Source organism: Rhodospirillum sp. A1_3_36, assembly GCF_047263945.1.
Classification (GTDB): domain Bacteria; phylum Pseudomonadota; class Alphaproteobacteria; order Rhodospirillales; family Rhodospirillaceae; genus Rhodospirillum.
This window is the reverse complement of record NZ_JBLAVB010000001.1, coordinates 1025710-1051943: the sequence shown is the minus strand read 5'-3', so window position 1 is coordinate 1051943 and position 26234 is coordinate 1025710. Positions and strand designations below refer to the sequence as shown.

Sequence of the window (26234 nt, the reverse complement as noted above, 5' to 3'; positions counted from 1 at the left end):
CCTCCCCTAAGACAGGCCGGGTTCGACGAGAACCTCGCCAAAGCCGTTTTGGGGCACGAAGGGGTTGATCCGCCAATCGGACAGGGGGATTTCTGCCTTCGGTGGGGGGAGGCCCCGGCCCGCGAAGCTGTTCAAGGCCAGGGTCCGGGTTCGGTCCAGGGTGAACTCGAACACGGATCCGGGATTGGTGAGGATCCAGGGCTGGTATCCCCGTTCGCGTTGCCGGTAGCGTCCGGCCAGATAGCCGCCGACCCGCCGCTGGCTTGCATGGGCGACCAGACGCAGGGGGGTGGGGGCATCCGGGGCGGTCCCTTCGGATCGCTGGCTCAGGGCATGGGAGAAATAGGCCTCATACTGGTGGCGTAAACGCTCCGCCGGATCGGCGATCTCGGAGAATGTCGCGAGGCATTGGGGACCATGCAGCAAGGCAGGGGTTTGCAGGACGACGCGCACGCGCAGGGTGGCCCCCTCCTTCTCTGCTTCCACCGGTTTCGGTATCTCGGTTTCTTCGAGGGCGAGGCTGGCGGACACCCGGGTTTTGCCGATACCGGTTAAGCGGTCGGGCAGGGCATTCAAAAGCGTGGCGAATGCCTCCGTCGCCAAATCCCCGGGAAGGATGCGCCCCTTCCAGACATGGTCGAGAGGATTGACCGCAGCGTAGGTGAACAGATGTCCCGGTTCCACCGTACCCTGCTTGCCGATGCGCGTCCGTGTCCGGATCGACCGCAAGGCTTCGAAGGTTCGGCCTGTCCGGGCGCTAAGGGCTGCCTGGGCGGCCGATCCCTCCTTCCAGTCGGTATGGAAGGAGATGAGGTCTCCCAAGCTTTCCGGCGGGATCTCCAGGGCATCTTCGAGGCTTCCCAGGGTTTCGGCCCAATAGAGGGACAGGGGCGCGACGGTGGGGCGCTTTGCTTCGGGACGGGCTGGTCTGGCTTCTTGGAAGATGGCCCGGGACAGGGTCTCCGGATCGACTCCCGCTTCGGTCAGGGCCGGGGCCAGGGCGGCTTTCAGGACCGCGCCGGAAACATCCTCCGTGCCCCGAAAGCTGTTCCCGTTCCAGCGATCGGCGGACACCAGGAAGGGGCCATCGAAGGTGAGCACGAGGGAGGCCGCCGCCCATCCGTCCACTTTGGTCTTCACTGAGGGTTTCGTCGTTGAGTCCGGCGCTGCGGGGGCCGGTTTCGGGGCGGCCTCAAGGGTGGCGGCTTCCACATGGCCAAAGCCAGCGGTCTTATGTGCACCAATCGCCGGAACAAGCGCCAGGGCGCGACGCAGCCAGATGGCGATGCTCTCCGCCTCTTCCGCGGAAGGGGCTTCGATCACAATCGTCCCGGAAAAGGGAACCCGTTCATTCACGCCAATGGGGCATTCCAGAACCTGTAGGGCGCCTTCCGCCACGGCGCCGGTGGCGCCATCAATCCGGACCCGGGTCAGACGGTCGAAGCGGGTTTCGGGCTCCACGGGCGGATAGAGGTCTGAAACATGGACCCGGCGTTTGCGCGGTTCCCAAACCGCTGCGTCGTTCCGTTCGAAAGCGTCGGTGTCGACCTGCCCCGATGCCCGACCGAACCAATCCGCTTCTGCGGTGTCTGGAAGGCTGTTGCATCCGGATTCGACCATGGCCGCGATGGTATGGCGGAGAACCCCCCGGAGTTGGCTGCCGGGCAGACAGAGGCGGTTCTCGTGATCCCGTAGGAAAGGGGCATCAATGCCGTACTCGGGGGCGTCCAGGCCGGTGGCCATGACCGGACCACGCAGGGTGAGGGAGAGGGTGTAGCGATGGCGCATGTCAGGTGGTCTCCCCCCTGGTGGTCTCGGAAAAGGGATGGAACAGATCCCACAGGGCCGCAATCCGCATGGCTTTGACCCAGGGGGCTTGGGGGTCACTTTCCCCCCAGAGCGAGCTGGTCAAATCCTGGACATGGTCGGAAACGGTCTTTTTAACCTCTGGACCATCGCCGAGGATGGTCCGGCGGGCGATCTGCTCGACGACCGTCCGTGTTTCCGCTTCGCTGGGAACCTTTCGCGTTTTGGTCTCCTTGTCCGTAAAGGTGGTCAGGCGCTCGATAAGGGTTTGGATTTGGCTTCGGGGAAAGCCGGACTTTGGGGCGGACAGTCGGCGGCCCAGGGTGACGAAGTCGTCCATGCTTTCCGTCCCCGTCAGCGCGAAGGCCGTGTCCCTGTCCGTGCCGTGGAGCGCTTTCCGGTATGCGCTCAGGGAGCCGATGGGTTCGATGCTTTCGATGGTGGCCAGGGACAGGGTGTTGACGGTTCCCCGGGCTGCCTCGGGAACCGCGTTTTTTGCGCTGCGCCCCAGGCTGTCGGCGAGATCTCGCGCCGTGGCGATGGGCATCTTATGATGACAGACCAGAATGCCCGTTCCATGGGTCAGGGGCTGGCCGTTAAAGACCCACCCCGGATCGGAGAAGGCTTTGGCCATGACCAAAAGCAGGTCCATGACCTTCCAGGCGGGCAGCACGAAGACGGCCTCGTCGCCGCCCCAAAGCAGGGTTTCAAAGCGCAACCGCCCCTCGGGTCCGATCATGCGGGGGTCGGCCAGCAGCGCGTCCAGCAAACGCTTCAGGAAAGCCGCGCGCTGGGATTTCACCGTTTCGGAAAAAAGGCGTTCCTGATTGGGGGCCTTTTCCCCCGCCACCCTGACGGCCTTCTCGCGCTTGGCGGTGAATGTGTTGCCGTCCATGTGAACGACGGCGATTTTGCCGCTCAGGGAGGGGGGCAAACCCGGTTGTTCGTTGACCAGATCCGCGAGGGAGGCGGCGAAGGGCGGCACCCCCTCGGGCCATGTCTCTGTCAGGGATTTGCCCAGGATCTCGGCGTAAATGCGATCCCGCAACGCCCGCCCCAAGGTCCTGCGAACGGCCACAGCGTTGGAGATGGAGCGTTTTTCTCCTCCCAGGGTATCGGTCTGGACACCGGGCCGGACGCCGTCGACGGCGCAGGGACGGGTTGCCCCGCGTCCCCCATCAGCGAACAGATCCAGGGTGGGAGACATGAACTGGCGTCGGCGCAGACGTGCCAGACAGGATCGGGAGGCCTCCAGATAGGAGGTCTGTTCCGGCCAGTCGACGACGGCGACCAAGACGGTCAGATAGGGCAAAACCGCGCGGAGCGACCGATTGTCCCGATCCTGCTCCACATGGTCCGGGAAGAAGGCGTCTGGTGTCTTGTATAGGGTGTTGGTTACTCGGGCCTCGATGTTCTCCGCAGTCAGGCTTGGTGCGGGATCCGTTGCTTCGTCATCCGTGACGGTGAGAATGCCGACCGCCTGGGAGGCCCCGTCGAAAACCGGATCAAGGCACTCCGTCTTGCTTGCCTTGTTCACGATGCCCTTTAGCACAAGGGCCGGGATCAAAAGGCTGGCGTAGCCGCCCCCTCGGATCGAGGACAAGTCATCCGTATCAAAGACGGAAGACATGAGATTGACCACTTCGACACGAACGATGAATCGCTGCAAGGGTCCCTCCCCCCTAGGATGATCTATGCAAGTCTATGGGGTGGTTTCGAAGATTTCAATCTTTAAGAAAAATCTGCGGGACTTGCTCTCCCCTGATGGGGTGGACGGCATTCTTTTCATGCGGGAGGGGGAGGCGACGCAGACAGGTCCCGTGTCCCTTCGGGTGACCAAGCAGAAGGCTGTTCACCACTACGTCAGCGAGAGCGTCGCTGTTCAGATCGAGTTTCAGTCCGCGTGGACAAGCGGAAGGGTGTTCACCTGCGTTCCCTTGACTCTGGGGCAGGAGGTGACTCCAGGTTTCAGTCCGCGTGGACAAGCGGAAGGGTGTTCACCTGCGACCTCTTGTGGTTGTGGGTTCCGGTCGGTTTCAGTCCGCGTGGACAAGCGGAAGGGTGTTCACCTGGCTTCGGCACTGGGCCTGCCCTCCGGGGCGGGTTTCAGTCCGCGTGGACAAGCGGAAGGGTGTTCACCTTCCACTTCGACCTGGGCGCCTACTCGGGCTTCAACCCGCTGGGTTTCAGTCCGCGTGGACAAGCGGAAGGGTGTTCACCCTACCCCCCTAGAAGGGCTTGCGCAAGGCCGGACTTTTCGACCCTTTTCCACCGATTGAAGGTTTTTCTTGAGAATGCGTCTCGTAACCCCCCTTCCTTAACCAACTTATTGACGAATTCTCCATGGAAATCATAGAATTGCCGCCATTCCACTGATCGAATGACCCGCTTTATGCATTTGAAGCGGCGGAGTCTGGGGCCTCGAACCCCGGTCCCGCTGTCCGGGAGGGACCATGACGAAGCGTGATGGGCCGAAGCGCGATGGAAAGCGGCCACCCCGCCATTCCTTATACGAGCAAGCGACACGCCTGGATAGTCTGGAGGCCGCTTGGCACCGGGTGCGGGCCAATGCCGGGGCTGCGGGGGGTGATGGCGTGACCGTCGGCCTGTTCGACGAGGGGGCGGCGGTGCGTCTGCTCTCCCTGCACAAAGCCTTGAGGGACGGGAGCTATCTGCCCGGCCCGATCCGCCGGGTGTCCTTCGCCAAGGCCGATGGCGGAGAGCGGGTCCTCTCCATTCCTTGCGTGGTGGATCGGGTGGTTCAAACTGCGGTCACCGATGCCCTGGTTCCCCACCTGGAGCCGGAGTTCGAGGATGCGAGTTTCGCCTACCGCCCCGGGCGGTCGGTGGTCCAGGCGGTCGAACGGGTCCGCGCCCTGCGCGGCAAGGGCTACCTGTGGGTGGTTGATGGCGATATCGAGCGCTTCTTCGACCGGGTTCCCCATGGCCCCCTGCTCGCCGCCCTGGACGTCCATGTGGATGATCCGGCCCTGATGGACCTGATCGCCGTCTGGCTGGAGCATGCGGGGGAGGGGGGCTTGGGCTTGCCCCAGGGATCCCCCCTCTCTCCCCTGTTGTCCAACCTCTATCTGGATGACCTGGACGAGGCCGCCCAGGACGCAGCCTTCGGACCCGGTGTCCGGCTGGTGCGCTACGCCGATGACTTTGTCCTGCTCTGCCGGACCGAAGCGCGGGCGCGGGCGGTGCTCGAGCGGGTGGGCGAGACCCTGGCGGCGCTTGGTCTGTCCCTGAACCGCGACAAGACGCGGGTGGTGTCCTTTGACTCCGGCTTTCGGTTCCTGGGCCATCTGTTCGTCAAATCCATGGTTCTTCGTTCCCCCGCCGGGGAGGATCCGGATCAGGACGGGGGCGCCTCGGCCCTGCTGCGCGCCCTGGCCCATGAAGACGACCGCGAGGCCGAGCAGGGGGCACGGCGGGACGCAGAGGAAAGCGCGGGTCTGTCGCCGGTGACCCGGGTACTCTACGTGATGGAGCGGGGGCGGACCCTGGCCCTGCGCAACCACAGCCTGACGGTGCGGGAGGGGGAAGCGGAGCTTCTGGCCATCGCGCCCGGACGGGTGGGGCGGGTGGAGATCGGTCCCGCTGCGGGGGTTGAGGATGAGGCCCTGCGCGCCTGCCTGACGGAGGATATTCCCGTCCATTTTGTCGACGGCTGGGGTCGGTCCGTGGGCGATTGCCTGCCGCCCGGGCGGGACCGGGCCGGGCTGCATCTGGCTCAGGCCCGGTTGGTCTTGGACCCGGTGGCGCGGGCCGCTGCCGCCCGGAGTTTTGCCGGGGCTCGGATTCATAACCAACGGGCCTTGCTCCGGCGCCTGAACCGGTCCCTCAAAGACAAGGAGACGGCTGCGGCTGCGGCGCGGATTGGTCGCCTGATCCGCAAGCTTCCCATCCAAGGGGACGTGGCCGCCATCATGGGCGTCGAGGGGGAGGCCGCAGCCCTCTATTGGCCCGCCCTGGCCCGCTTGCTTCGCGAGCCCTGGCGGCTGGATCGGCGGCGGCGTCAGCCACCGCCTGATCCGGTGAACCTGGTGCTGTCCTGGCTGTCAGCGCTGCTGATCCGAGAGGTGGAAGTCCTGATCTCCCGCCATGGGGTGCATCCCGGGTTCGGGGTCCTCCACGGGACGCGGGATACCCACCAGGGTTGCGTTTATGATCTGGTGGAGCCCCTGCGCGGTCCCCTGGTCGAGGCCTTGACCATGACCCTGTTCAATCAGCGTCACCTCAAGGTCGATCATTTCGACCGATCCGATCCGGACCGCTGTCGGATCCTTCCCGAGGGACGGCGGGAGGTGATCCGGGGATGGGAGGCCTGGTTGGACAATCCCATCCGCAGCCCCCGGGACGGACGGCGCCTGAAGTGGCGCGGCCTGATGGAGGAGGAGATTCTGTCCTTCGCCCGGTCCCTGCGTGGCGCTGGGGAGCACATTCCCTATCGTATGGACTATTGAGGGGGAGGGGACCATGAGCCGCACGGAAATGCTGATGGTTTTTTGCTACGATATCGGGCGGGCGAGCACCCGCCGGAAGGTGGCGGCCCTGCTGGAGGATCATGCGACCCGGGTTCAGAAAAGCGTGTTCGAGGCCCGGATGACGCCCAGGCGGGCCGGGGGCATCGCCCGGGAGGCGGAACAATTTCTGGAGAGCGGGGATTCTCTGCGGATCTACGCCATCGCTGCGGACGGGCGCCGCCATTGCGCGGTTCACGGAACGGGTGCCCCCATGGCCGAGGACCAGGATTTTTGGCTCCTGTGAGGGTGCCGTCAAGGCGCTGAAAAGGGGGGAAAAAGGGCCCTGGATCAGTGGATGGCTTCTTATGCATTGAATATAATGCGTAATTTGAGATAGGAAGGGGGGTGTTGTGAAAAAAGAGGCTTGGCGTATCGGGAAAATGTCTGTGATCAGTGGAAATTGTGTTCGAGGAATGGCCTTGCGCAACCCCTTGCAGAGGGGTAGGGTGACCACCCTTCCGCTTATCCACGCGGACTGAAACCAGCCGCCTAAATCTCCTGCCTTAACCTCTCCGAGGTGACCACCCTTCCGCTTATCCACGCGGACTGAAACTTGATATCTTCGATGCTTACAAAACTGCCCCATGGTGACCACCCATCCGCTTATCCACGCGGACTGAAACCGAATGAAGAAGCCGGATTCAACCGGGCTTCCGGGTGACCACCCTTCCGCTTATCCACGCGGACTGAAACAGTGACTTGTAGTGAAGTAAATTGGAAATACTGGTGACCCCCCTTCCGCTTATCCACGCGGACTGAAACTTCAACGAAGTAGGGGTCGGTTTTGTCGAAAGAAGGTGACCACCCTTCCGCTTATCCACGCGGACGAAAACCTGTCGGTGACCCGCTCCGCCCTTGCACAGGGCCAAAGGGGCGGCGCTTGCCTTCCTCCCGCTTTGGCTCCTGGACACCCAAAACAACCGCCAAGGCCTCCTTGTGGGCCATGATCCGGACGAAGGCGAGGGGGGCCTCGTAGGCCTCGGTCATCAGGAACAGCTTCCAGTTCCGCGCCACCCGCGCGGCGAGGGAAGGGCTCGTCGGGAGGACCCACTTCTGGGTCAGATAGCGGCGCCAGAGGCGTGCGGTGTTCGGATGCCGAACCAGGGGGCGGGGCCTGTATCTGGCCCTGGTCGGTCGAGGGGGAGCTTTGGCGTCCAAAAGGGCGTCCTTGTGCTTCAGGACATGGGTCTGGAAACTTTCCGTCCAGGTGTTGGCCTCGAAGTCGCAGGCGGTTGGCGAGAGGCCCTCCCTCCCACGGCCGTCTGACATGCCCTTGTCGACGGTCAGGCCGTATGTCCGCTCCATAGCCCGAGAGGTCGCTTCCAACTTCTGGAAGTCCTTGTAGGGGCTGATTGCCTTCAGGGTCTGCGGATGGACCTTGTTGAAGGCGATGGGCCGGAAGGACACCACAAGGTGATCGGTCTTGTCCTTCACGGTGGCGCGGAGTTTCCGGGCCACTTCGATCTCCGCAAGGGCGGGATCCAGGTCGGCCAGATCCTCGCCCGCACCACAATTCGCGATCCAGAACCGGTCGAGCGTTTCGCCTTTTTCCGACGCTGCGGCGATGTAGAGCGCGGGCTGGGTATAGTGGTCGGCCACATCTGCCTTCTTGCCGATCTTCTTGGCGATCATCGGCGGCGCGTCGGTTGAAGGCTTTGGCGCAGATCGACGGCAGCGGCCTTCAGCTCCGATTGGGTGTTGGCGATGCGGTCGGCCAGGACAAGGAGGCGGGATCGGGGAGGGGAGTCCCGAGGATCAGGCGGCGCAGGAGTTCCGACCGGGAAAGGTGGGTATTCTCCGCCAAGGCGTCCAGGTGGGCGCGCTTCGCGTCATTCAGGTAGGCCTTGATCTGGTGGAGGGAGGAGGGTAGGGCTTAGAGTCCCCTCCCTTTGTCGCGGGATCGACCTTGTTCCTTGGGGTGCAGACCCATGGCGTCCCGCTGGAGGCCTTCGTAGAGGTCTGTTGCCGCGTGCATGTTGATCTTGCGTTGGTCGGGGACCTGTTTTTCCTCGGGGCTCAGGCGGGAGCGGTCGAGCTGCCCGCCCGAAGGGGTGCCGCCAGGCCTCTCCGGCGGAGGCCGGAGGTGCCAGGATCTCGGGATATTTTTTCACATGAAGGCATGGATTGCTGTGGTCGGGTCGCAGACCCCAAACCTCGGCGATATCCTGCCGCTCGATGTTGCTGACCCTTCAGGTGCCGAGTTCGGGGTTGATGAACAGCTCTACTGTCCGATTGTACTCGTATTGGGTGCTTGGTTTGCAGCGCATGGCGCCATGATCCTGGAGGAAGCGTTCGCCCAGCCCCTTCATGGTTGGTGATTTGCGTGCCTGATCCAGAACCTTCACGGGATCATTCTCGGCCTTGGCCTTTGAAATGATCTGGTGCGCCTGGATCCGGGCCTGCTCCGCCGTCACCGAACCAAGCGACCAATTGTCAGCTTGCGTAGACGCCCCTTCACCCGGGTCGTGGCGATGTAGGTCTTGCGACCGGTGGGCCAGACCCGCAGTCCAAAGCCGTGGAGCTGACTATCCCAGTGGGTCGTCTCTTTTTCGCTGGGAGTTATCTGATCCACAAATCGTTTCGTCAACTTGGACATTGATCGGATCTCCTCGGTAACTGAAGCGGTCAATTCATCTGGTACCTAATACCAAGCGGCGCGGGTTGAAACCCAGGCCGCTTTTCTTGCGTTCAAACGCCAGGCGGGCTTTTACGCGCCATAAGGCGCGGCGGCCACTTGGCCGTTTCCAAGGTGCGGTGTGTCAAACTCACCGCACCTTGGTATAAAGCGGTCAATTCAGTTAGTTATCGACAGTTGGTTCATGGATGGCCCCAGATGTGTGCCCAGGATTTCCTGAAGCTGCCGGATCCTGTTCGAAAGTCCTTTTGTTGATCTCCTTCACGACGGGACTTCCCGCCCTGAGTTTCGGGATAAGCCGGAATTGGGGGAGCCACTGCCCTTTATCGCTGCCCAGCACGATGCCATGAAGGCAGATGTGATGGCCATCATCCAAACCTTTGGATCGGCTGGAAAGGCGAAAGCGGCGGAGGTTGTTGGCGGGTGACGGCCAAATTTTGTCAAGGGGATACTGACCCGATGCAAGCCTTGATTTTCGATTGCGATGGTGTGCTGGTCGATACAGAGCGCGACGGGCACCGTGTGGCCTTCAATCGGTCCTTTGCCGAGATGGGGGTGGACGCAGACTGGTCCGTGGAGCGCTATGGCGTATTACTGACCACAGGAGGGGGGAAGGAGCGCATGCGGCGCCACTTCGATGAAATCGGCTGGCCGGTGGCGGAAACGGATCGGGGCGCCCTGATCCAAACCCTGCATCGGCGCAAGACCGATATTTTCATGGAGCTGATTGAAACCGGGGCTCTTCCCCTGCGGCCTGGGGTGGCGCGGATGGTCGATGCGGCCCTGGAAGAGGGGCTGCCGGTAGCGGTCTGTTCCACCTCCAACGAGCGCGCGGTAGAGGCGGTGGTTCGTGTGCTGTTGGGCCCCGAACGGGCGGGACAGATCCGGATTTTCGCCGGGGATGTCGTGGCCCGTAAGAAACCTGATCCGGCCATTTATACCCTGGCGGCGGAGACGCTGGGTCTTTCTCCGGCACGGTGTATGGTGATTGAGGATAGCGCTATCGGTCTGGCTGCGGCTAAGGCTGCGGGCATGCGCTGCATTGTTACCCTGTCCACCTATACGGAGGGGGAGTCCGTCTCTCTGGCCGACCGGATCGTTGCTCACCTTGATGAGGGCGTGGACCTGGCGCTCTGCCGATCCATCATCGGTCGGTGATGTATGGGAGGAAGGGGGGAGCGCGGTAGACGACAGGGTCTCGTGTTTTCCTGGGTTTGGGATTTGGGGGCATTGGCCCCCAAATGGGCTTGGTCAATCGCCCAGAAAGGACGAGATACTGTTCTCCGCGAGCATTACAGCCTGGAACAACCTAAGGTGCGCAAATGTTCGTCCAGAAAATCCAGGCGGTCCTGTCCCCAGAAGATCTCCTCGCCGACAACGAAGGTTGGCACTCCGAAAACACCGGACGCCTTGGCCTCCTCCGCATGTGCTTCCAACGTTGCGAGACGGGCCGGGTCATCGGCCGCGCTCAGGGCCTCAGCAGGATCCAGGTCGATCCGCTCGGCCACGGCGCGCAGGGGGGCATCCTGGCCAATGTCCTGGCCCTTGGCCCATTCCTCACGCATGCATTCCACCACCCACTCCTTGAGCAGTCCCTTCTCCTCGGCCAGTAACGAGATCGCTGCGGCCCGTGTCGGGTCGGTGGTCACCGGGGGCGGGTTTACGGGAATTCCAAGTCGGCGGGCGAAACGGCGCATGTCCTGGCGGGCGATGGGCAGTTTGACCTTGGCCCGCTCCGGATCGGAGCGCCCGTTCCAGCCCGGCAGGGGGCGCCAGAGCAGATCGACGTCGAACCGCTCGAATAGCGGAAACATTGTCTTTGATCCCAAGTAGCAATAGGGACTGCGGAAATTGAAAAAGACCCTCAGGCCAACCCGATCAGACATGACGTCTCCCCTGATCAACACCACAAACAAAAAGTCCGGCGGTCCCACGCCGCGACCGGCGGAGGATGCGACACGAGACCGCCGGATAGGCTCAGTCGACGCAGCGGATGGAAACCGAGCCCAGATCCTGGAAGACGGCGCGGATATGCATCCCCGGCGTCATGGCATGGGCTGCTGTGGCACCCCCGGCGAGGACGATATCCCCGGGCGCGAGGGCTTCGCCCCAGCGGGCCACCAAACGGGCGGCCTGGACCAGAGAGCGCACGGGATGGCCGAGGATCGCCGCAGTAGAGCCCACCTGAACGGGTCGACCATCGGCCTCCAACAGGATACCCAGGTTGTCGATGGGGGTGTCCTTGGGCGCCCAGTTCCCCAGCACGAAGCCGGAGGAAGACGAATTGTCCGCCACCACGTCGGGTAGGGTGAACTTGAAGTTTTCGTACCGGCTATCAATCAGTTCGATGGCCGGGGCAACGGCGTCGACCGCAGCCAGGGCTTCCAGCGGAGACACCTCGCCGGATAGAGGTTGGCCGATCAGGAAGGCGATTTCCGGTTCGGCGCGGGGGTGCACATACTTGGCGCGGGAGAAGGACCCTCCTTCCTCCAGCCGCATGGCGTTGGTCAAGCGCCCCCAAATGACCTCGTCCACGCCCACCTGGATCATCTTGGCCCGGGAGGTCAGGCCCATTTTCACCCCGACCCGGTGTTCCCCGCGCGCCAGACGGCGGGCGATGGATTGGGCTTGGATGGAATAGGCGTCCTCCACGCTCAGGTCGGGGCTTTCGGCCGTCAGTTGGGGGATTGCCTTTGCGGTGCGTGCGGCGTCATCGACGATGGCGGCGAATTTTTCCGTGCTCATGCTGCGGTCTCCCGTTCCTTGGCCAGATCCAATGCGACATCGACGATCATGTCTTCCTGACCGCCAACCATGCGCCGCCGCCCCAGTTCCACCAGGATATCCCGGGTGGGAATGCCGTAGGACTTGGAGGCCCGTTCGGCATGCAGGAGGAAGGAGGAATAAACCCCGGCATACCCCAGGGAGAGGCTCTCCCTGTCGACCCGCACGGGGCGATCTTGCAGGGGACGGACGATGTCGTCCGCAGTGTCCATCAAGATGGGCAAGTCGCAGCCGCAGTCGATCCCCATGCGTTCCAGCACGGCCACCAGAATTTCCAGCGGGCAGTTGCCTGCGCCCGCGCCATTGCCGGCGAGGGATGCGTCGACGCGGACCGCGCCCGCCTCGATGGCGGCGACGGAGTTGGCCACGCCCATGGACAGGTTGTGGTGGGCATGCACACCGATTTCCGTTTCCGGCTTCAGGGCGTCGCGGAAGGCCTTCACCCGCTCGGCCACGTCGGCGGGCAGCAGGGCCCCGGCGCTGTCGGTCACATAGACACATTCAGCGCCATAGCTTTCCATCAGCTTGGCCTGTTCGATTAGCGCTTTGGTCGGGATCATATGGGACATCATCAGGAAGCCGATGGTGTCCATGCCCATCTCCCGGGCTGCGGCGATATGCTGGGCAGAGACGTCGGCTTCGGTGCAATGGGTCGCCACGCGAACCGAGCGGGCTCCGGCGTCATAGGCCTCCTTCAGGTCATGGATGGTGCCTATGCCCGGTATCAGCAGCACCGCTACCCGGGCATGGGTCAGCTCGTCGGCTACGGCTTCGATCCACTCCCGGTCGGAATGCTTGCCGAAGCCGTAGTTGAAGGTGGAGCCGGTCAGGCCGTCCCCGTGGCAGATCTCCACGGCGTCAACCTTGGCCCGATCGAGCGCCTTGGCCACGTCCCGGGCGGTTTCCAGGGAGTATTGGTGACGGACGGCATGCATGCCATCGCGCAGGGTCACGTCCTGAATATAGAGTTTATTCGGATTGGCGCGCGCCATGGCTATGCCGCCTCCTTCGCGAAAGTCTTTTCCACCCAGCGCTCGGCAGTGGCCAAGGCGGCGGAGGTCATGATGTCGAGGTTTCCGGCATAGGCAGGCAGGTAGTGGGCGGCGCCCTCGACCTCCAGGAAGACCGAGGTCTTCAGGCCGGAGCAGAGACCAATCCCGGGGATGTTCACCGGGTTGTTGTCGCCGATATGCTCGAACTGGGGGGCCTGCTTCAGGCGGTAGCCTGGAACGTATTTCTGCACCTCGGTCACCATTTCCATGATGGATTGGGTGATCTCCTCCTGGGTCGCGCCCTGGGAGAGGGTAAAGACCGTGTCGCGCATGATCATCGGCGGCTCGGCGGGGTTGAGAATGATCACCGCCTTGCCCCGCTCGGCGCCGCCCACCTGCTCAATGGCCGCGCGCGTGGTCTCGGTGAACTCGTCGATATTGGCCCGGGTGCCGGGGCCGGCGGACTTCGAAGAGATCGAGGCGACGATCTCGCCATAGACCAGCCGCTTGGCCACGCGCTTGACCGCATAGACCATGGGAATGGTCGCCTGACCGCCACAGGTCACCATGTTCACGTTGCCCTCGCCCAGATTGGCCTCCAGGTTGACCACGGGAATGGTGTAGGGGCCAAGGGCTGCGGGCGTCAGGTCGATGACCTGCTTGCCATCGGCGCGCAGCACCTTGTCATGGTGCATATGGGCCTTGGCCGAGGTCGCGTCGAAGACGACCTTGATCTCGTCGTAGTTGGGCAGGGCGCGCAGGCCCTCGATCCCCTCGTGGGTGGTGGCCACGTTCAGACGGGCGGCGCGGGCCAACCCGTCAGATTTGGGATCGACGCCGACCATGGCGCCCATCTCCAGGTGCTTGGCGGTGCGCATCACCTTGATCATCAGGTCGGTCCCAATATTCCCCGGCCCGATGATGGCGCATTTCACCTTGCTCATCGGTCCTTTACTCCTTTCCAAAGGCGGCACGGACGGATCCCAATCCGTTCACCCGCGCCTCAAAAATGTCACCCGGTGCGGCGGCGACCATGGGACCCAGCGCACCGGACAGAATAGTGTCACCCGCCCGCAGGGGGCGCCCTACGCGGGCCATGACCTTGGCCAGCCATAGGGCCGCCGTCAGTGGATTGCCCAGACAAGCCGCCCCGGCACCAACGGAGACCGGCTCACCGCCCTTTTCCATGACCATGCCGCAGAGGCGCGGATCGAACTCGCCTAAACCGCGCGGCTCGGAGCCGAGCACATAGAGCCCCGAGGAGGCGTTGTCAGCGATGGTGTCGAGGATCCGGATGTCCCAGTTGGCCACCCGGGATCCGACCACCTCAATGGCGGCCACGGCGTAGTCAACGGCCCGTGTCAGGTCCGCGAGCGTGAGTTGCTCACTGTCCAGATCGGCGGCCAGGACGAAGGCGATTTCAGCCTCCACCTTGGGCTGCATGACGGCCGACAGGGCGATGTCCTCCCCCTCAGCGATGGCCATGTCGGCAAACAGCATGCCGTAGTCCGGCTGGTCGACGCCCAATTGGGTCTGAACGGCCTTGCTGGTCAGGCCGATCTTGCGGCCTACCAGACGGCGGCCCGCGTCGAGGCTCCGCTTGGTGTTGATTTCCTGGATGGCATAGGCCCCCTCCAGATCACCCTCGGCGAGCAGGCTGCGAACCGGATCGCAGGGGATGCCGGATTGACCGGCCTGCCACAGCAGATCAGCGGCCTTCTGGATAGTGTCCTGGGTCGAAGTCATGGGCTCTTCCTAGAGTTTGATGCAGACGTTGGAGAGTTCGGTATAGAACTCCAGGCTGTGCACACCGCCTTCGCGGCCAATGCCCGATTGCTTGGACCCGCCAAATGGTGTGCGCAGGTCCCGCAGGAACCAGGAATTCACCCAGCACAGTCCCACGTCCATCTGGGCAGACACCCGGTGCGCCCGGGACAGGTTTTCCGTCCAGACCGAGCAGGCCAGACCGTATTGGGTATCGTTGGCCAGGGCCACGGCTTCCTCTTCCGTATCGAAGGGCCGGATGTGGCAGCAGGGGCCGAAGATCTCCTCGCGGACGACGCGGGCGTCATCGGACAGGCCGGTCCAAATGGTGGGCTGGACCCAGGCGCCGTCGGCCATCGCACCGGGCATTTCGGGCACGCCGCCGCCGGTCACGACTGTGGCGCCTTCCTCCACGGCCAGTTTGTAATAGGACAGGACCTTGTCCCGGTGTTCCTGACTGATCAGGGGACCCAGGTTGGTGGCCTTGTCGGTGGGATGGCCCAAGGTGAGGGCTTCCGCTCCGGCCTTAAGGCGGGCGACGAACTCGTCGAAGATGGGGCGCTCAACGTAGACCCGCTCGGTGCCCAGGCAGACCTGACCGCAGTTGGCGAAGACCGAGCGCATGGTGCCTTCGATGGCCTTGTCCATATCGCAATCGGCGAAGACCAGGGCCGGGTTCTTGCCCCCCAGCTCCAGGGAAACCGGACGCATGCCGCTGGATGCGGCTCGCATGATGGCCTCGCCCGTGCGGGTCTCACCGGTGAAAGTCACGCCATCGACCAGGGGGTGGCCGGTCAGATAGGCGCCCGCGCTCTCCGGCCCAAAACCGTGGACCACGTTATAGACGCCCTTGGGCACGCCCACCTTGTTCATGACCTCGCCCAGAAGGGTGGCGGTCAAGGGGGTTTCCTCGGAGGGTTTGACCACCACCGTGTTTCCGCAAGCCAGGGCAGGACCAACCTTCCAGGTCATCAGCAGCAGGGGCAGGTTCCAGGGGCAGACCACGGCGATCACGCCCCGGGGTTTGCGCAGGGAGTAGTTCAGCGCACCCGCCCCGTCAGGGGTTGCGGACTCAAAGGCTTCCGTCGGAATGGTCTTGATGACATCGGCGAACATCTTGAAGTTGGCCGCGCCCCGGGGGATGTCGATATGCCGGGCCAGCCCCATGGGTTTGCCGGTGTCCAGGCATTCGGCCTCGAGGAATTCATCGAAGCGGTTGTTGATCTCGTCGGCCACAGCACCCAGCAGGGTGGTGCGCTGTTCGACGGTCATCCGGCCCCAATCGCCCTTCAGGGCGTCATGGGCGGCACGGACCGCCGCATCAACCTCGGCCTCTCCCCCTTCGTGGACCAAGCCGATCACACTGTTGTCCAACGGGCTGCGGTTTTCCCAACTTTTGCCCGTTTGCCCTTTGGTGAATGCACCATTGATAAAGTGCAGAGCCTCCCGTCGGGCGGCCTCCAGACCGTCTACCGGTTGCGCCATCGCGCTCAGCGCCGTCATATATCATGCTCCTCAGATACATCTTTGGTCGACCGCCCTGCGTTGGGGCGGCTCGGTCGCGGTTAAAGAAAGCTCCGGTCCTGATCGGCTTACGAAAGCCCCAGGGCCGCCATGCCCGCCTCGGCACAGGCGCGGTCCTGGTCCTCGGAGCCGCCGGAACACCCGATGCCTCCGACGATGCGGCCCTCGTGGCGCAGGGGAAGCCCGCCGCCAAACAGGACAACGCCGTCTCGGGAGGCGATGCCATCGTGCAAATGCGGGGGTTCGACCACGGCATTGTGCAAATCGTCCGTGGATAGCCCAAAGGTGGCCGCCGTCCAGGCTTTGTCCCGGGCGATGCCAACGGAAGCCACAAAGGCCCCCGTCGGCCGGACACAGGCGACCAAATTCCCCCCCGGATCCACGACGGCGGTCACCATGGCGCAGCCCAACTCCCGCCCTTTGGCCACTGCCGCCTGTACGGCTTTCAACGCGGCCTCATCGGTGATGGTGTCCTGACGCGCAGTCAGTTGAAAATCCATTGTTGGGACTCCCTGGGTCAAAAGGGGAATGTGGTCAGGTCAGAACGGACAAGAAGGCGTCGTTCAGCTTGCGGTCGTAGTAGAAAATGCCCTTGCCGATCTGGTCCAGGGACCATTTCCGCGTTGGGTTGTCGGGGTAGTAGGTGTAGCCCCCGGCGAAGACTTCGTTGCGGTTGCCCGACGGGTCGAAGAAATAGATGGTCTGACCGCGGGTGATGCCGTGGCGGGTGGGGCCGATATCCAGCGAGATATCGTTGCAGGTGATGATGTCTGCGGCGTTGCCGATGTCGTTCCAGTTTTCCAGGAAGAAGGCCGCATGGTGGAACTTGCCTGGCTCCTCGTGCAGCACGAAGGCGATGTCGTGGGCTTTCATGGAACAGGTCAGCCAGACGGCCATTTTATGGCCCTGGTCATCCAACTCCACATATTCGGCCAGACGGAAATCCAGGCATTCGGTGAAGATCCTGTTCACCTCATCCACGTTAGGCCCATACAGCAGGGCGTGGTCGAAGCGGATGGCCTTCATGCCATGGGGCATCTTCCCATTGGGATAGACGTCAGGGTTGACCACCGGAGGATGTTCTGCGGCCATCTCGATTTCGGCGAACAGCTCGATGCGATGGCCCGAGGGAAGCATGAAGCCAATGCGGCGTCCCAGACCGGGCTGCTCGCCTGCAGCAACCTCATCCACAGTCAGGCCATCGTCGGTCAGGCGCTTGGCGAAGGCATCCAGATCAGCGTCGCTGGCCACTTTGAATCCCATGACGTCGAAGCCCGGGCTCGCGGCCTCCTTCAGGATGACACTGTGGCGATCGAACTCGTCCCAGGCCTTCAAATAGACACGCCCGTCTGCTTCCTCGCTGACCTTGCTCAGGCCCAGGTGATCCACGTAGTGGGTCAGAGCCTTGCCCATGTCGAGCACGCGGAGCTGAATGTAGCCAGGACGCAAAACTCCAGTAACAGCCATTCTTTATTTCCTCCTTGTCGACCGCTTCCTGCGGTCATTGTGTGACTTCGATGTTCACTTCGTTCGTTTGGAGAGACGTCTCCCCCCTATTCACCCGTCGTGCCCGACGGGGCGGTTTCTTGAAAGCGGGCGCCACCACGAGATCACTGGTGGGCCGGACGCAGCAGGCGAGGGCGTATCCCTCGGCCCGCTCTTCTTCTGGCACGTGTTCGCCGCTCATGGCTTCCGTCTCATAGGTGCCTTCGAGCACCCGGATCCGGCAGACACCACAGCCCCCCCGGCGGCAGCCCACCAGGACTCCACCGGCACCGGTCCGTTCCATGGCGATGAGCAGACGTTCCCTGTCTCCGCAGAGGAAATCGCCTCCTCCCAGAACGCGCACCCTATGGCGGAGACCGGCCCCCTGACGGATGGCGGCCAGCAGACTGGTGGGCGCGGATGCGCAGGGTTGATTGGTCCTTTCCATGTCACAGCCTCCGGAAAACGGGGCTGCGGGGTTTTTCCTCGGCGTCCTTGGCCGTCAGGAACTTCTCGGTGAAGATGTCCTGTTCAAACAGGCGGCCCTTCATCAGGGTCCGGATGCAAGCCTCGACCATCGGCGGTGGACCGCAAAGATAGGCCTTGTGTCCCGCGAACAGGCCTCCGGTCAGGGATTGGGCCACGTCATGGACAAAGCCCCGGGCACCCTGCCATCCGCTGTCGGCCGGTTCGTCGGACAGGGCGGGCACATAGGTGAAACTCCCATGGGCCGCAGCCAGAGCCTCCATTTCCTCTTGGCCATAGAGGTCAGCTTGAGTCCGCACCCCATGGATCAGGGTGATCGCCTCTGTACAGCCCTCGGCCAAGAGCTCCAGGATCATGGACCGGGGGCTGGACAGGCCCGTGCCTCCGGCCATGAACAGCAGGGGGCCGGGTTGGGATTTGCGGACAAAGAAGCGCCCATAGGGACCCGAGAAAGTCAGGCGATCTCCTACCTTTAAATCCGAATGAATCACCGGTGTCGCGGCGCCGCCAGGCACCAGACGCACATGGAGCTCCACCACGGTGTTGGCGCTGGGTGGGTTGGCGCTGGGTGGGTTGGCGCCGGGTGGGTTGGCGCCGGGTGGGTTGGCGATAGAGAAGGCCCGCGCGCCCTTCACCCCGGGAATCGTCAGGTTAATGTACTGCCCCGCCTGGAAATCGATGGGGTTGTCCAGGGCCAAGACCACCCCCTTCACGTCATGGGTCAGGTCGTCCAAGCGTGCGATGGTGGCGGTAAAATCCCGAACGGGAATCACGCGCGCGTCGGGCTCCTCGTCGATTTCCGCTTCGATGGTGACGTCAGAGTCCAGGGTCGCGGTGCAGCAGAGGGTCTTGCCCTCCTGCCGCTCGAAATCCATTAGCGCGAAGTCCGAGGCCGCGCCGTGGCTCACCTCGCCGTCGAGTACCTCAACCTTGCAGGTTCCGCACAGGCCATGGCCACAGGCGTGGGGCAGCCAGACACCGGCGCGCAAAGCCGCGTCGAGGATTGTCTGGCCTTCCTCGACCTCGATTTCGTCCCCGGTGGGTTCTATGGTCAGCATATGGGTCATTTGCGCCCTCCCAAGCGCTTTCCAGGACGGATCGAACTCCGTCCTGTTTCCAAAGCGCGTTAGCAGGTTCCGACGGATTTGTAGCCATGCAGCCCCGGGGTCCAGAAACGGATCAGGGACTTGTGGCCCACCCCGTTGTCGGTCAGGGATGCCACCATATCCGGAGTGACTTCGGCGTTATCGACGGTCCATTTCACCGCAGCCCAATCGATCTTGTCGAAGTCGGGATGGGCAGCGTATTGGGGTTTCAGGACGGTCTCGACCATGGTCCCGAAGGGCATGTCCGGCGGCAACGGAAAGCAGATGGCCGAACAAAAGGACAGATGCTCTTCCCAATGAAGGTAGACAATCTGATTGCCGTGGAAGGCCTCCAGGCGGTCCCGGATCTCGATATGCTGTTCGTAGTCAGGCGTGAGACTGACGACACCCATAGTAGTATCTCCCTGTGACGGATCGCATTTTTTGGAGAGATCAGCGCACGACGGGGGGCCGAAGGTTTGGCGTGCCCCCCGTCGTGTGCGGCCTATCCCGCGACCTTCTCTTGCTTGGCTTTCCAGGCGTCCCAGACCTTTTGGTCCGGAGATCCGGCCTGGTCCATGTTGTCGGCGCCAATGTTCATGTTGTACCAGGCCAGAACGTCCGGGACGGTGGCCCCGCCGCAATTGCCCTGGAAAATTTGGTGCACCGGCAGCCAGGACTGCGAGAACTTCTCGGGCTCGTGGTCGAAGATGTCCTTACAGCCGTCGGAGCAGAAGTGGTACCGGTCGCCCTTGTACTCCGACGAACGGAACGCGATGGTCGTCGGATCCCCGGGCTCGGTATAGCCCATGGGAATTTGACAGGTGGTGCAAAGTTGCGGCAGCCCATTGTTGTAGAAGCGCTTTCCGTCTTTCTCCATCTCCCGCCACATCTCGTAGCGCGGCCGGTAGTACTGATCGAAGGTGTTGGGATACTTCTCCGACAGCCAATCCATTTCCTCGTCGCTGGGCAGCCAGGTGTGGAAGCCCGCAGCATGGGTGTACTGGTAGAAGATCGACCAGTTCTGGTGGGAGATATGCTCTGCTTCGGCGGTGGCGACATCGGCGTATTTGGGAACCCGCAGACCGTAGCGTTCCAGGTCCTGGAACAGGGCGCCACCGGCTTCGGTGAAATAGATTTCCCAGGCTTCCTTCCAGGACATCACCTTCTTGGGCAGCATGTAATCCATCATCATGGCCACCAGGCCAAGGACGCGGTGACCACGCCAGAACCATTTATCCACCCATTTCTGAACGATGGGCAGGTTGTCGGGATGTTGTTCCAGTAGAAACTTGATGACCTCAATGCCGAGTGTCATGTGGCGGCTTTCATCGGACTGGGCCGAAAAGCCGAAGGTCACAGTGGCCATATCTCCGTTGTAAGCGGCGCCGGACATGAAGGGCACGAACAACAGATTGGTCAGCACGTATTCGAAGGCGAAGCCGATGGCGACCATATACTCGAAGGGACCGGCCGAGCGGGCATCGTCAAAGAACGACTTGGGCACGGACAGGTACCAGACCCGGTCATGCATGTGCCGGAATTCGGCAAACCCGTCGAAGTATTTGTTGTACTGGCTGATGGTGTGGATCTGGGTCTGCACATGACGCAGTTCGTCCAGGGACTGCATCTGCGCCGCGACCCGGGGGCCAACCCCGCGCAGGTGCCGACCTGCATGGGCGAAGCCTCGGTGAGCCTGGTATTCCAGGGGACTGACGCCGGTCAGAAACAGCTTGATCGCGTTGATGTATTTGGCGTCGGAGACACCCATTTGCCCGTTGTTCTGGGCGAAGCTGTCCAGAACGGCATAAAGCTTGCGCTCCTTCTCCGCCTGAAACTTCCAGTAATTGTCCATGGTCAGGCGGAAGGGGTCCTCCCACTTGGACCAGTCGGTGATCTTGATGCCCTCGAACTTGTCGTAGGGGAAAACCTCGTCCATCGGCTGATAGGTGGTTTCCCAATCCAGGCCGCGGGTCATAAGCGCATAGCGTTGCTTCAACCCCAGTTTCTTGGCTGCCATTTCGTGATTTCCCTGTGCATTCTTTTTTACTTGTTGTCCTGGTGTCTCGACAGGCGATTAAGCGTGGGACCAGGATAGGGTGAAGGTATCGTCGTCTTCGTCGACATTGCCGGCCATGGAGACCAGCACCAAGTGCAACTCCTGGGGATCCCAGTCCCGCCCGATCCGCTCCTCGACGGAGGCCCTGCGGATGACGATGCTGTCGTCCCGGTCGAGCTTCACCGCACCGGGCATGTCCATAACGCGAATGCCCGGATTGTCCGCCTTCACGGCGTCAATAATGGGGCGGGCCTCATCGGTGTTCTGAAAGGTAATCGAAGCGATCTGAACCATGGGTCGTCTCTCCTTATCGCTGCCCTAGAAGGCCAGCCCAAGTTTGGCGAAGCGGGCGGAGAGCTCGGCTTCGATGGAAGAAGCGGCAGAGGAATCACCCACCACATGCGTGCAGAGCGGCTTGACCGCCTCAATGGCCCGGGACAACCAGTTTTTGGCCCAGCCGGAGATCAGGGTCCGGTTGGCATCGCTTTCCGCCGCAGCGGTCTTGATGACCGCATCCACCCAACGGTTCTGCTCGGCTCGCCATTCGACCATGAACTCGGTCATCATCGAGATTGGCGCCCCTCCCTTCGACTGCCCAGCGGAATCCATGACGTCATAGGCAAAGGCATGAGTGACCCCATCGATCACCAAGGCCTGGGCCACGTACTGTTCGAACCAGTCTTTCAGCACCAGGGAGTCCTCGACCAGACGGCGCATATCCTGCCAATGGGGGGAGTCCATCCAGGCAGCCTTGGCGGCGTCCAGGGTTTCGCCGGAATTGCCATCCAGGGCCAAGCCGATCCGGCTGATGATTTGGGCCATACCCAGGTGGTCCATCGCCGAGAACTGGCAGGGCGCGGTCACTGCCGTGCCATAGCCCCGGTCGCAGATGTTGGTCATGTTCATGTTGGCGCCCCAGGCCACATGGCGCATGGGCAGCAGCGTATCGATGACCTTTTCCCGCCAATCGGCATCCAGACCATCCAGCATCGCCCGCTTCTCGACGAAGGAGAAGGTCCGTTCCACCGCCTGCTGCATATTGGCACGGGCGATATTATAGGTCGCATAGTAGTACTGGCGGGGATCCTTGAGGTCGTACCAATCCGCCATGACCACCGCCGTCTTGCGGGTGTCATAGACCCAATATTCGGGCTCCCAGAGGGGCTTGTAATGGAAATTGTCGGTGGCCTGGAGGTCCAGGGTCCCTTCCTCGTAGCGTGAAGCCGGAACGTCGGCCCCCTTGCGTCGGGCGATATGTCCGAAGGTGTGTCGCCTTGGTTCCAGCGACATGGTCCTCAATTCAACGGTCACGTTTGATCTCCCTGTCAATGTTGGGTCGCATTGTTCCGACCTCTTCTTTCAGGTGGCTTCCCGCCAATTTCTCCGGCGGTGAGCTTTAGTGAAACAGCGCCCGAAGGCGGTTCCTAAACGCCTTGGAATAAGACCCCGAAGGTCACGACCGGTTGCTATCCTCCCAGTCCGACGGAGATTTATAGAGACCAGGACGGCCCAGAAGACGGGCCGCCTCCCCATCCTCGACGATCAGCTTCGCCCCCTGGGCGACGCGAAATTCCTCGAAGGCCACAACGGGCAAGACGAGTTCCACCGACAGATCTCGATCGACGGAAAATTCAAACTCGATGAAGCGTCCCAACCGGGTTCCGAGGATCCGAACCAGAGGCGAATGCGGACCGGGGACAGATCCACTGGCCTCGCCATTCGCCGCTGGTTCCGGAGAATTGCCTGCTGCCACCGTCATGGGATCCTCCCTTGGGTTGATCCACCTCCCTCACCGCCAGATTGCCCGGGAGGAATCGGATATCGCCTGGACCTAACGAAATCACCCCAGGTGCTCCGCTGTCAAACAAAATCTCGAGATTTCTATTTTTTGCAGATCTTTTTGGAAACGTCATGTCTCGATCCTTCTCCATGGCAAACAGGGGCGAAGGATGGTAAAAGGCTATTTTTGGGCATGGGCCAAGGTTTGGGTGAACAAAAAGGCGCCACTTGGACCGATATCAGAGGCTGACTCAGTCGATGCGGGAAACCGTCACAACGGCGCCGGGGGCCGCCTCGGAAGATCCGAGGCGGGGAGCGCGCACCTTGGTGGAATTCGCCTATGAGGCGATGCGCCAGGACATTCTGCGAGGCGCTTTGACGCCCGGCGAACGTCTCCGGGTAGAGGCGTTAAAGGACACCTATAAGGTCGGCGCGAGCACCCTCCGCGAGGCCTTGACCCTTTTGGTCGGCGAAGCCTTGGTCACGGCGGAGGGCCAGAGGGGCTTCCGTGTGGCGCCCATCTCATTGAGTGACTTCGAGGATGGGACCCGGGTGCGCAAGCTTCTGGAGCTGGAGGCTCTGAGGGAATCCATCGAAAACGGTGATGACGACTGGGAAGCCGGAGTGGTCGCCAGTTTCCACCGGCTGTCGAAGGTGGAGGAGCAATTTAAGTCCCAAGACCGCGCCTCTCTGTCCGGGGAATGGGAGGAGCGCAATCGTGCTTTCCACGCAGCGCTGATCGCCGCTGCCCAGTCCCGATGGCTGAACCATTTCATCGATATCTTGTACCAGCAGACCGAACGCTACCGGCGTATTGCCCTGGCTGGCCGTGCGGTGAACCGTGATGTCCATAACGAGCATTTAGCCATTAAAGAGGCAGCCCTGAACCGGGACGCTGAAGAAGCCTGTCGTCTGTCGGAACTGCACATCGACAGAACCTTTGAGGCCCTATCCAAGATGTTCCAGGCCGAGCAAGGGGAGGAGGCGGCTAAGAGGTGACGTATGGGGGCTCAAAGCCCGACGGGTCCTCTTTGCTGAGAAAGGCTGAACCGGCCCCTTGGGGCGGGGGACGCGATCCGGGACGGCTGGGCGTGTTTCCCCATAGCCGGAGAGCCTTCCCTTGGGTAGACTCCAATGCAGGAAAAAGACCGTATTTTATGAGGGATGGCGTGATGGGTGACGCGGAAAGTCGGTTCGCGCGGTTCGAGCGGGTCATGGGGGTAGCCGCTCAATCCGTCTATCCAGAGATCACAACCCAGGGAACCATTCAGCATATGGCGAATATGGCGCGGCAGCTCGTCGGCATACTCGGTCCCGATGGGGGACGGCGGGTTCTGGACGTGGGATGCGGCGATGGAACGGCTCTTGGTCATTTTGCGGACCTGGGAATGGAACCGGTTGGCGTGACCCTGGGTAGTGATGTGGAGGTCTGTCGATCAAAGGGATATAGCGTGGTGGAAAGCGACATCACCTTCCTGGATTTCGGGGACGAGACCTTTGATCTGGTGTGGTGCCGCCATGCCATCGAACATACCATTGCCCCCTTTGTCACCCTGGTGGAATCTGCCCGGGTGCTGCGCTCTGGCGGCCTGTTCTACATGGAGGTTCCGGCCCCGGACACGGCCATCGGCCATGAGAAAAACCCAAACCACTTCAGCGTGTTTGGCAAGCGCATGTGGAATCAACTCCTGACCCGGGCGGGCTTTCTGATCCACGCCCAAGAGGATATCGCCGTTGATACGAAGATCGGCCAAGATACCTATTACGCCTGGATGTGCTATCGGATCTGATCGTCGGGCGTCTCGCTACCACTCCGCTTCAAGACGATCAGTTTGAAAACCAGCGGCGCAAAGACGATCACCATGACGATGCGCGCCAAGTGGTGGGCCGAGACGAAGGCCGGGTCGAACCCCATGGCGATGCTGATCAAGCCCATTTCCATGAGGCCGCCAGGGGAAAAAGCCAGAACGATCTCGCCCACACCGAACCCTGTGATGGGAGCGAGGATTGCGGCAAAGCCCACGGCCAGACCCACCATGGCGAGACCGGAGGCTGCGGCGATAAGCATGTCACGGAACATGATCGACAGGGATACACCCAGGAAGCGACAGCCGATGGTGGCGCCGATAATCACCTGGGCCGCCTGAATGAGTACCGTTGGCGGTTTGGCCGCAGTAAAACCGCCAAAATGGAGGCCTGCGGAGAGGATCATCGGGCCGAAAATGGCGTATGCGGGGAGCTTTAAAACCTTGCCGAGCCAGTAGCCCAGAAGGGCACAGGCCGCGAGCATCAGGGCATCGATGAGTGACAGGGCATCCAAGGGCGTATAGTTCGGGCCACCGCCTGAGGTGGTGATTCCATAGACGAAGCGGAAATAGAGGGGGATGGTCATCACTGCCACCAGGATGCGGATGGCATGCATCAGCGAAACGGCCCGGTCGTTGGCATGGTATTGCTGGGCCAGCAGGATCAGGTCGTTGATGCCTCCCGGTGCGGCGCCCAGGAACGCGGTGCGACCGTCATAGCCGAAAAGACGGTTCAAGATCAGGGAGACCGTGCCGGTGACCACCGCTCCATAGAGAAAGAGGGCGGCAATAGTCCACCCCCATTCGTGGATGTGTGAGAGCGTCTGAGGGGTGAAGGCGGCACCGAGCAGGACTCCCAGAATGGGGACGACGGCCAGGCGCATTTGGCGGGGCGCCTCCAGCCGCACTTCCGAGAGGGCGGCGATGGTGGTGAACAACATGGAGCCGATCATCCAGGCGAGCGGCAGCTTGAGCCAGGAAAACACCAGTCCGCCCAGGGCTCCGATCAATAGGGTGAGCAACAGGCGGGGGGTGATCTTAAAGGGCAAGGGAGGATGCTCCGTGGGGCGGCACGTGATTCGGAATAACGGTCTGTATCAACGGCATACTACCTGTCTTATAGGACGATCCGACCGGATTGTCTTCCTTGCGGAATTACGGATTCCCTCTTTTGGTTTCAGGGTCTGTCATCGGCCATCGTGTTGTGGCAAAAAAGGACGTCGGAAAGAGGGGGAAAGGGCTGTTCATGGATTTGGATACTGCGCGGACGATTGCCTACAGCATCATCATCGTGTTTTTGATCATCGTGGTGAACGTGGGGGCGCGGAAGACCGTGAAGCGCCGTCAAATCCGCCGGAGCACCTCTGCCAAAGTACGGCCTGGAGCGAAGCGTCCAGCCCAAAGACCCCGGTCTCGGCCCCGACAGTGATAGGCTGTTAGATCAAATGGTTAGAGTGAAACCGGATCAGCTTGAGTCACGCTGGCCCCGTTTCACTCTCGT

General features: G+C 62.1%; 27 protein-coding genes and 1 CRISPR repeat array. Of the genes, 5 read left to right on the top strand and 22 right to left on the bottom strand.

The genetic code is table 11. The features are described from left to right. Positions 1-6: 6 nt before the first annotated feature. Entirely contained in the window at positions 7-1788 is a 1782-nt protein-coding gene (locus ACLIRY_RS04580) for an RAMP superfamily CRISPR-associated protein (protein ID WP_413204157.1), read from the bottom strand. 1 nt (position 1789) lies between these two features. After that, positions 1790-3475 carry a Cas10/Cmr2 second palm domain-containing protein gene (locus ACLIRY_RS04575; protein ID WP_413204156.1) on the bottom strand — a complete coding sequence of 562 codons (1686 nt, stop codon included), beginning with the start codon at positions 3473-3475 and terminating at the stop codon, positions 1790-1792. 221 nt (positions 3476-3696) lie between these two features. Then, positions 3697-4027: a CRISPR direct-repeat array (repeat unit 39 nt; unit sequence GGTTTCAGTCCGCGTGGACAAGCGGAAGGGTGTTCACCT). Between the two features lie 232 nt (positions 4028-4259). On the opposite strand from ACLIRY_RS04575, the gene cas1 reads away from it, so the two are divergent. Continuing rightward, positions 4260-6275: a CRISPR-associated endonuclease Cas1 gene (gene cas1, locus ACLIRY_RS04570; RefSeq protein WP_413204155.1), complete on the top strand. Its 2016-nt coding sequence runs from the start codon at positions 4260-4262 to the stop codon at positions 6273-6275. A 13-nt stretch (positions 6276-6288) separates the two neighbouring features. Next, positions 6289-6579 (top strand): CRISPR-associated endonuclease Cas2, encoded by a 291-nt coding sequence (gene cas2, locus ACLIRY_RS04565; protein ID WP_413204154.1) that lies wholly within the window; start codon positions 6289-6291, stop codon positions 6577-6579. A 569-nt stretch (positions 6580-7148) separates the two neighbouring features. Here cas2 and ACLIRY_RS04560 read toward each other — a convergent pair. The 4 genes from ACLIRY_RS04560 to ACLIRY_RS04545 all read right to left on the bottom strand — a co-directional run bounded on the left by ACLIRY_RS04560 (position 7149) and on the right by ACLIRY_RS04545 (position 8931). Beyond that, positions 7149-7967, bottom strand: coding sequence for a hypothetical protein (locus ACLIRY_RS04560; RefSeq protein WP_413204153.1), 819 nt, complete (start codon positions 7965-7967; stop codon positions 7149-7151). A 49-nt stretch (positions 7968-8016) separates the two neighbouring features. Further along, positions 8017-8172, bottom strand: coding sequence for a ribbon-helix-helix protein, CopG family (locus ACLIRY_RS04555; RefSeq protein WP_413204195.1), 156 nt, complete (start codon positions 8170-8172; stop codon positions 8017-8019). A 352-nt stretch (positions 8173-8524) separates the two neighbouring features. Next, entirely contained in the window at positions 8525-8749 is a 225-nt protein-coding gene (locus ACLIRY_RS04550) for a hypothetical protein (RefSeq protein ID WP_413204152.1), read from the bottom strand. After that, positions 8746-8931, bottom strand: coding sequence for an Arm DNA-binding domain-containing protein (locus ACLIRY_RS04545; protein ID WP_413204151.1), 186 nt, complete (start codon positions 8929-8931; stop codon positions 8746-8748). The genes ACLIRY_RS04550 and ACLIRY_RS04545 overlap by 4 nt, the downstream gene beginning before the upstream one ends. Before the next feature lie 498 nt (positions 8932-9429). On the opposite strand from ACLIRY_RS04545, the gene ACLIRY_RS04540 reads away from it, so the two are divergent. Continuing rightward, positions 9430-10128 (top strand): HAD-IA family hydrolase, encoded by a 699-nt coding sequence (locus ACLIRY_RS04540; protein WP_413204150.1) that lies wholly within the window; start codon positions 9430-9432, stop codon positions 10126-10128. A 134-nt stretch (positions 10129-10262) separates the two neighbouring features. Here the strand turns inward: ACLIRY_RS04540 and ACLIRY_RS04535 are convergent, their stop codons facing one another. The 15 genes from ACLIRY_RS04535 to ACLIRY_RS04465 form a co-directional block, all read right to left on the bottom strand. Continuing rightward, on the bottom strand, positions 10263-10856 hold the full coding sequence (locus ACLIRY_RS04535) for a 2-hydroxychromene-2-carboxylate isomerase (protein ID WP_413204149.1): 594 nt from the start codon (positions 10854-10856) through the stop codon (positions 10263-10265). 91 nt (positions 10857-10947) lie between these two features. Further along, positions 10948-11715 carry a 2-keto-4-pentenoate hydratase gene (locus ACLIRY_RS04530; RefSeq protein WP_413204148.1) on the bottom strand — a complete coding sequence of 256 codons (768 nt, stop codon included), beginning with the start codon at positions 11713-11715 and terminating at the stop codon, positions 10948-10950. After that, positions 11712-12746, bottom strand: coding sequence for a 4-hydroxy-2-oxovalerate aldolase (gene dmpG, locus ACLIRY_RS04525; protein WP_413204147.1), 1035 nt, complete (start codon positions 12744-12746; stop codon positions 11712-11714). The genes ACLIRY_RS04530 and dmpG overlap by 4 nt, the downstream gene beginning before the upstream one ends. A 2-nt stretch (positions 12747-12748) precedes the next feature. After that, positions 12749-13690 carry an acetaldehyde dehydrogenase (acetylating) gene (locus ACLIRY_RS04520; RefSeq protein WP_413204146.1) on the bottom strand — a complete coding sequence of 314 codons (942 nt, stop codon included), beginning with the start codon at positions 13688-13690 and terminating at the stop codon, positions 12749-12751. A gap of 7 nt (positions 13691-13697) precedes the next feature. Continuing rightward, positions 13698-14492, bottom strand: coding sequence for a 2-keto-4-pentenoate hydratase (locus ACLIRY_RS04515; RefSeq protein ID WP_413204145.1), 795 nt, complete (start codon positions 14490-14492; stop codon positions 13698-13700). Between the two features lie 9 nt (positions 14493-14501). Beyond that, positions 14502-16013, bottom strand: coding sequence for a 2-hydroxymuconic semialdehyde dehydrogenase (locus ACLIRY_RS04510; RefSeq protein WP_413204144.1), 1512 nt, complete (start codon positions 16011-16013; stop codon positions 14502-14504). An 89-nt stretch (positions 16014-16102) separates the two neighbouring features. Then, the gene (locus ACLIRY_RS04505; protein ID WP_413204143.1) at positions 16103-16534 is read right to left on the bottom strand and encodes a GlcG/HbpS family heme-binding protein; all 432 of its coding nucleotides are present in this window, start codon (positions 16532-16534) and stop codon (positions 16103-16105) included. A gap of 34 nt (positions 16535-16568) precedes the next feature. Beyond that, positions 16569-17501: a catechol 2,3-dioxygenase gene (locus ACLIRY_RS04500; RefSeq protein WP_413204142.1), complete on the bottom strand. Its 933-nt coding sequence runs from the start codon at positions 17499-17501 to the stop codon at positions 16569-16571. A gap of 34 nt (positions 17502-17535) precedes the next feature. Continuing rightward, positions 17536-17967 (bottom strand): 2Fe-2S iron-sulfur cluster-binding protein, encoded by a 432-nt coding sequence (locus ACLIRY_RS04495; RefSeq protein ID WP_413204141.1) that lies wholly within the window; start codon positions 17965-17967, stop codon positions 17536-17538. A gap of 1 nt (position 17968) precedes the next feature. Further along, positions 17969-19072 (bottom strand): NADH:ubiquinone reductase (Na(+)-transporting) subunit F, encoded by a 1104-nt coding sequence (locus tag ACLIRY_RS04490; RefSeq protein WP_413204140.1) that lies wholly within the window; start codon positions 19070-19072, stop codon positions 17969-17971. 59 nt (positions 19073-19131) lie between these two features. Continuing rightward, positions 19132-19503, bottom strand: coding sequence for a phenol hydroxylase subunit P4 (locus tag ACLIRY_RS04485; RefSeq protein ID WP_413204139.1), 372 nt, complete (start codon positions 19501-19503; stop codon positions 19132-19134). A gap of 92 nt (positions 19504-19595) precedes the next feature. Further along, positions 19596-21110 carry an aromatic/alkene/methane monooxygenase hydroxylase/oxygenase subunit alpha gene (locus ACLIRY_RS04480; RefSeq protein WP_413204138.1) on the bottom strand — a complete coding sequence of 505 codons (1515 nt, stop codon included), beginning with the start codon at positions 21108-21110 and terminating at the stop codon, positions 19596-19598. Between the two features lie 57 nt (positions 21111-21167). After that, complete coding sequence (locus ACLIRY_RS04475; RefSeq protein ID WP_413204137.1) at positions 21168-21443, bottom strand: MmoB/DmpM family protein; 276 nt, start codon at positions 21441-21443, stop codon at positions 21168-21170. Between the two features lie 24 nt (positions 21444-21467). After that, a complete protein-coding gene (locus tag ACLIRY_RS04470; RefSeq protein WP_413204136.1) occupies positions 21468-22460 on the bottom strand; it encodes an aromatic/alkene monooxygenase hydroxylase subunit beta in 993 nt (330 codons plus the stop codon). A 142-nt stretch (positions 22461-22602) separates the two neighbouring features. After that, positions 22603-22908 (bottom strand): phenol hydroxylase subunit, encoded by a 306-nt coding sequence (locus tag ACLIRY_RS04465; RefSeq protein ID WP_413204135.1) that lies wholly within the window; start codon positions 22906-22908, stop codon positions 22603-22605. Positions 22909-23186: 278 nt separating this feature from the next. Between ACLIRY_RS04465 and ACLIRY_RS04460 the strand changes: the two genes are divergently transcribed. Both ACLIRY_RS04460 and ACLIRY_RS04455 read left to right on the top strand, forming a co-directional pair. Continuing rightward, positions 23187-23927, top strand: a complete 741-nt coding sequence (locus tag ACLIRY_RS04460) for a GntR family transcriptional regulator (protein ID WP_413204134.1) — start codon at positions 23187-23189, stop codon at positions 23925-23927. A 173-nt stretch (positions 23928-24100) separates the two neighbouring features. After that, the gene (locus ACLIRY_RS04455) at positions 24101-24718 is read left to right on the top strand and encodes a class I SAM-dependent methyltransferase (RefSeq protein ID WP_413204133.1); all 618 of its coding nucleotides are present in this window, start codon (positions 24101-24103) and stop codon (positions 24716-24718) included. Here the strand turns inward: ACLIRY_RS04455 and ACLIRY_RS04450 are convergent. Next, positions 24706-25782, bottom strand: coding sequence for an AbrB family transcriptional regulator (locus ACLIRY_RS04450; RefSeq protein WP_413204132.1), 1077 nt, complete (start codon positions 25780-25782; stop codon positions 24706-24708). The two genes, ACLIRY_RS04455 and ACLIRY_RS04450, sit on opposite strands and share 13 nt — an antisense overlap. Positions 25783-26234 lie beyond the last annotated feature (452 nt).

Bases quoted from the DNA above. Each gene is read 5' to 3' on its own strand.
- ACLIRY_RS04580 (WP_413204157.1), bottom strand. From the start codon at position 1,788: ATGCGCCATCGCTACACCCTCTCCCTCACCCTGCGTGGTCCGGTCATG.
- cas1 (WP_413204155.1), top strand. From the start codon at position 4,260: ATGACGAAGCGTGATGGGCCGAAGCGCGATGGAAAGCGGCCACCCCGC.
- cas2 (WP_413204154.1), top strand. From the start codon at position 6,289: ATGAGCCGCACGGAAATGCTGATGGTTTTTTGCTACGATATCGGGCGG.
- ACLIRY_RS04560 (WP_413204153.1), bottom strand. From the start codon at position 7,967: ATGATCGCCAAGAAGATCGGCAAGAAGGCAGATGTGGCCGACCACTAT.
- ACLIRY_RS04545 (WP_413204151.1), bottom strand. From the start codon at position 8,931: ATGTCCAAGTTGACGAAACGATTTGTGGATCAGATAACTCCCAGCGAA.
- ACLIRY_RS04540 (WP_413204150.1), top strand. From the start codon at position 9,430: ATGCAAGCCTTGATTTTCGATTGCGATGGTGTGCTGGTCGATACAGAG.
- ACLIRY_RS04535 (WP_413204149.1), bottom strand. From the start codon at position 10,856: ATGTCTGATCGGGTTGGCCTGAGGGTCTTTTTCAATTTCCGCAGTCCC.
- ACLIRY_RS04530 (WP_413204148.1), bottom strand. From the start codon at position 11,715: ATGAGCACGGAAAAATTCGCCGCCATCGTCGATGACGCCGCACGCACC.
- dmpG (WP_413204147.1), bottom strand. From the start codon at position 12,746: ATGGCGCGCGCCAATCCGAATAAACTCTATATTCAGGACGTGACCCTG.
- ACLIRY_RS04520 (WP_413204146.1), bottom strand. From the start codon at position 13,690: ATGAGCAAGGTGAAATGCGCCATCATCGGGCCGGGGAATATTGGGACC.
- ACLIRY_RS04515 (WP_413204145.1), bottom strand. From the start codon at position 14,492: ATGACTTCGACCCAGGACACTATCCAGAAGGCCGCTGATCTGCTGTGG.
- ACLIRY_RS04510 (WP_413204144.1), bottom strand. From the start codon at position 16,013: ATGACGGCGCTGAGCGCGATGGCGCAACCGGTAGACGGTCTGGAGGCC.
- ACLIRY_RS04505 (WP_413204143.1), bottom strand. From the start codon at position 16,534: ATGGATTTTCAACTGACTGCGCGTCAGGACACCATCACCGATGAGGCC.
- ACLIRY_RS04500 (WP_413204142.1), bottom strand. From the start codon at position 17,501: ATGGCTGTTACTGGAGTTTTGCGTCCTGGCTACATTCAGCTCCGCGTG.
- ACLIRY_RS04495 (WP_413204141.1), bottom strand. From the start codon at position 17,967: ATGGAAAGGACCAATCAACCCTGCGCATCCGCGCCCACCAGTCTGCTG.
- ACLIRY_RS04490 (WP_413204140.1), bottom strand. From the start codon at position 19,072: ATGACCCATATGCTGACCATAGAACCCACCGGGGACGAAATCGAGGTC.
- ACLIRY_RS04485 (WP_413204139.1), bottom strand. From the start codon at position 19,503: ATGGGTGTCGTCAGTCTCACGCCTGACTACGAACAGCATATCGAGATC.
- ACLIRY_RS04480 (WP_413204138.1), bottom strand. From the start codon at position 21,110: ATGGCAGCCAAGAAACTGGGGTTGAAGCAACGCTATGCGCTTATGACC.
- ACLIRY_RS04475 (WP_413204137.1), bottom strand. From the start codon at position 21,443: ATGGTTCAGATCGCTTCGATTACCTTTCAGAACACCGATGAGGCCCGC.
- ACLIRY_RS04465 (WP_413204135.1), bottom strand. From the start codon at position 22,908: ATGACGGTGGCAGCAGGCAATTCTCCGGAACCAGCGGCGAATGGCGAG.
- ACLIRY_RS04460 (WP_413204134.1), top strand. From the start codon at position 23,187: ATGCGGGAAACCGTCACAACGGCGCCGGGGGCCGCCTCGGAAGATCCG.
- ACLIRY_RS04455 (WP_413204133.1), top strand. From the start codon at position 24,101: ATGGGTGACGCGGAAAGTCGGTTCGCGCGGTTCGAGCGGGTCATGGGG.